We start from the raw sequence: 255 nt of genomic DNA on the forward strand, positions 1-255 counted from the left end.
GTTCGAGCTGCCGGTGTCGTTGAACTTGATGTTCATGTCATTGCCCTTGCCGGCAATGAGGTTGACGCCGTTGTAGCTGGCGTCGCTGGCGAGCTGGGTGATCTGGTTGAGCAGGTTGTTGTACTGGCTCGCCAGCGAGGCGCGCTGGGTCACGCCCGAGATCGACAGGTCGCTGGACACGACGGTGCTGGCGGCGGTGCCGTAGGTCGAGGCGGTGGTGCCCGAGGCGGTGAAGCCCAGCGCCGTCTGGCTGCC

General features: G+C 65.5%; 1 pseudogene. It reads right to left on the reverse strand.

Going from position 1 to position 255, the window contains the following annotated elements:
- Positions 1–255: pseudogene (locus tag ACLBXO_RS32310) on the reverse strand (flagellin); the annotation flags it as partial.

The organism is Methylobacterium sp. C33D (assembly GCF_053345825.1).